At 50.3% G+C, this 3,882-nt stretch carries 1 protein-coding gene; it reads right to left on the reverse strand.

Annotated elements, in window-relative coordinates; all coding sequences use genetic code 11:
• Window positions 1-302: 302 nt before the first annotated feature.
• Window positions 303-3,882 (reverse strand): S-layer homology domain-containing protein (locus D1841_RS16690; RefSeq protein WP_166554304.1); only part of this gene is annotated, 3,580 nt, incomplete at its 5' end.

Raw genomic sequence — 3,882 nt, forward strand, 5'->3', positions numbered from 1 at the left:
CTTTCTTTTTGGCCTCTTTGCCTCCGGGGGCCAAAGGGGATTTTTGAAAAAATCCCCTTTGGAAACCCAAAAACTTTCAAGACGCACCAAACGGCAGAGAATCACAGCGCAATCCACTCGGTTCCCTATACTTTCACAGAGGTTTTTGAAGATTGATAAGAAAGTTGCCGAAGGCAATCTTTTGAACTTCTTTTCCTCAAAAAAGTTTCTTATCCCGCCGGAGGCAGCAAAAGCAAAAGGGGACGGATTGCTCCGTCCCCTTTCGCTTCGGGCTTTGTAAAATTTAGGTGAGTTGAAATACCTTATTTCGCGTTGTCAACCCGGACAGCAGCAGTTGCGGCTGCAGCGCGGATGGTGCTGCCCAGAGGATTGAAGGTGTTATTGCCTTCGCCCATGAGCATCTTGGCGTTCACGCAGGCGTAAACGTAATTCTTTGCCCAGCCTGCAATCTTCGCGTCGTCCGCAAAGCGGGTGCCAATCTCCACGTTCTCAACATCCAGCTTCATCACGCGGGAGATGATAACTGCCATCTCCTGGCGGCTGATGGTATCGTTGGGCCGGAAGGTGGTGTCGCCGTCTCCGGTGATGTAACCCTTGTCAGCGCAGTAGGCAATGGCTTTCAGGGTTTCGCCTGTGATGCCCTGCATATCGCTGAAGGGGTTCGTGTATTCGGCGTTCTTGTCAAAGCCGTCTACGCGGGCCATCATGGTGGCGAACTGTGCCCGGGTCACATTGGTGTGAGGCCCGAAGGTGCCGTCGCCGTTGCCGATGATGATGCCGCGGTCCACTGCGTCCATCACATAGCTGTAGAACCAGTCGCCGGGCTTCACGTCGCTGAAGCCATCGTCAATCTTCACCTCAATGGTATAGGTGTTCATGTTCTTAGCATTCTCAGAGTAAACATACACAGTCTTAGGAGCGGTGAAGTTCATCTGAGTGCCGGAAGTAACTACATCATTGGAATTGAAAGTACCAGAAGCAGTGCCAACTTTAGACAGGAATGCACCAGTGGATACACTGAAAGCAGGCTTTAACGCTGTAATTTCCGTAGCCATGGGCAGGGTGACAGTCACCTTGTTGTTGGCGTCGGGCTTGGCGGTCACGCCGTTGATGGTCACGCTGTTCAGCTTGGCCTCGGTCTTTTCCTTCTCAAATTTCACAGTCAAGGGGTATGTCATTGTATTGGCGCCATCTTCGCTTTTTACAAACACATACGCAGCAGTGTCTGTACCGTCTGTGATACCAGGGAGCGTGCTGTCAGCAGTGATTTCTGTACTGTTAGCAGTGTCAACTGTACCATCACTCTTAAGGGTCAGTTTTTTGAGAGCAGTGGTAAAATCTGTTGCATTTCCGGCTCCGTCATCCTTCTGAACTTTAATGCTTTCATAGTTGCTGCTGGACCAATCCAAGTACAGTTTTTCTACGAGGGATTTGTCCGCAATCACATCGTCATAGCCATAAGGCAGGGTCAGGGTAACGGAAGCAGGGCTTTGCTTCACAACGCCCTTAATGGTGGTCTTGGTTGTGGCGTCATATACATTGAATGCATCAAGCTTGGCGGCAGTTTTGGCGTCATCCTGCTTCACGGTCAGGGTGTAGGTAGAGTAGCCGCCGCGGCCTAACTTTTCAGCCATGTTATCTTTTGTCACATCTGTCCCCAGAGTGGCGCTCTTATCCCCGGCTGTCTTTATGCCAGCTTCGCTCACAACAACCAGCTCCAAGGGAGTGAGCTTGCCATTGGTTAGAGTCTCGCCGTCGTACAGATAGCCGTCATTAGCACCAGCAGCACTTTTTGTAATGCGGGGCAGCTTAACGAGCGTATTGTTGTTCTCTGTAAGGACTTTCAGTTCTACGAGCAGATTCGCAGTGCTATTTTTAGGATCCACATAGCACAGCTTAGCGCCTGCAGGCAGAGTAGCACTCACATAAGCGCCAGCATCATAGCCATCGGTCGTAAACTTCTTAAAAGGCACATTGACAGTCAGATCCTTAGCGCCAGAAGCGGCAAAGGCATTGTCCCCAACCTTGATATCCGCAAACTGCTGGCCAGCGGTACCATTCAAAGAAGTGACCTTGAAATCAGTTAAAGTGGCGGCAGTGCTGGGTTTGCCCTGCTCCACAGCAATATAGTAATTCTTATAGGTTTTGTCATCAATGGAAACAGTAATTGCAGCGGCAGGAGTAGTGGTGTCCACTTTTCCGTCAAATGCAGCCGGCCAGAAGTTAGCCGCCGAAGCGGTCAGCTTGGTGCCGGACGGCACCGCAATCAGGTTAGCGGAAGAGCTAGCGCCTTCCGTAAGGCTGTAGAACAGTTTCCAGTCCTTCAGTTTCGCACCAGCATTTATCTCGGTCGGTGTTCCATCTACAGTGACGGAATAGGGCAGCTTAAAGAGAATGGTACCGTCAGCCGCGATAGCGCCAGTATACTGTGTGCCATTGGGGTCTTCCAGCTTCATCTCCTTAATGGCAGGCTCTGTGTCAACAGCGGTTTTGATGTTGAGGATATAGTCCTGAACTTTTATCGTGCCAGTAGTACCGCCGTCCTCGTCACCAGCGGCTGTCACACGCAGAGTATATTTATCTTTGCTGGTGTCAAGAGCTCGATCCACATAGCTTCCTGCCATAGTAACAGGAGTGGTAATGCCGGCTTCAACAGGCAGAACAGTTGCCCCGCTGGAAGCAAGAAGGCTCACAGTAGTCCCTGTAGCACGCTTGGAAGCAGGCAGAGTGAGCGTCACAGTGTGGGCTTCTTCGTCAATCACGCCAGCATAGTTTGCCACGCGCAGGCCCTTGAGAACAGGCTCAGGATCCTTTGCAGGGGTATGAAAATTCAGAACCCAAGGTTCAGTGGCGCCTTCCGTATACTTAACATTCAGGGTGAATGTGCAGCCATTGTTTGTGGCATCAACATCCCCATTTATATTAGTAGCTGCCACGAAGTCATTCAGCTCAATTTTTTCACCGCTCTTAATGGTAACTGTGTTTCCACCTGCTGCAACAGTTTTTGTTGCGGTGATTTCAGCAGAAGCATATACGGTTTCAAACTTAGGCGTAAACTGCCACTTCTTGTTGGCATCCACTTTCGTGCCGAAAGGCATATAAATATCAATGGTTTTGTTATCAACATCAATCTTTGCGTCCTTGCGCTGGCCGTCAACAGAGAAGGTCTTAAAAGCGCTGGCGATCTGCATTTTAATGGTGTAGTTCTGGGTATGGACGCCATCCTCAGCAACTACTATAAAGGATGCTTCTTTGGTAGTTGACAGATTAATAGCGGCATTCAGTGTAAAAGCGCCCTTCTCGCCCGGAACCGGAGTGGCTCCAGTCTTTATAGTAGCGTTTTTGTCGTTCAGCACAACTTTGATTGTATTAGCTGCAACATTGGCGGTGCCATAAGGAAGTGTAATGGTGTAAGTAGTGCCGTCCACAACGGTGTTGCCATACTGTGTGGGAGTGGAAACAGACTTAACGCCGCAGTCCTCCGCGCCATTTTTAATGGTGTAGGTCACCTTGTAAGTGGCGGTGGGAGTGGTGGTTTCAGCATCGTCATACACCCGGAAGCTGGCAGCGGCATTCTCAAATTCCTCATCAGTCATTGTGAATGTCCAGGTGCCGTCAGCAGTTGTATCACGGTCTGCGTCATTGCTGCCCGTCTCGTCATCATGCTCAACATAGCCTTCGCCGTTTGCCAGCGTAACCTTAACAATGGGATTGGTGCTCGGGCTGCTGATAGCAGCAGAATACGTATCCCCGTTTAAGGTCGCGTTCTCGCCGTTAATGGTAACGACGCTAACTACGGCAGGAACGGCAGCAGCGCTGAGCGGAATCATTGCGGCAATCAAAAGAACAGCTAAGACAGCCGCAAGTGATTTCTTCAGAAAC

It is taken from the genome of Neglectibacter sp. X4, from assembly GCF_009917365.1.
GTDB lineage: Bacteria > Bacillota > Clostridia > Oscillospirales > Acutalibacteraceae > Acutalibacter.